The following is a 287-nucleotide window of genomic DNA, read 5'->3' on the forward strand; positions in this document are numbered from 1 at the left end:
CGTGTTGCTGCCTACAGTATTTGTTGCCGTCAACGTCACTGTATAACTCCCTGCTTTTGAATACTTATGCTTTGGATTCTGGATTGTGGACGACGTTCCATCTCCAAAATTCCATTTCCATTTAGTTGGTGTTCCAGTACTTTTATCAGTAAAGGCAACCGTTAATGGTGCTTTTCCTGAGGTAGGAGTTGCAGAGAATTCAGCAACAGGTTTTGCTGTCACTTTTATATAGTCTGTTTTTGTTACCGTGTTACTGCCTACAGCGTTCTTTACTGTCAAGTTAACAG

At 41.1% G+C, this 287-nt stretch carries 1 protein-coding gene; it reads right to left on the minus strand.

The window, feature by feature from the left end; genetic code table 11:
- On the minus strand, positions 1–287 hold a 287-nt coding region (locus tag ASJ81_RS16585), incomplete at both ends, for a PKD domain-containing protein (protein WP_141241781.1).

It is taken from the genome of Methanosarcina spelaei, assembly GCF_002287235.1.
GTDB classification, from domain to species: domain Archaea; phylum Halobacteriota; class Methanosarcinia; order Methanosarcinales; family Methanosarcinaceae; genus Methanosarcina; species Methanosarcina spelaei.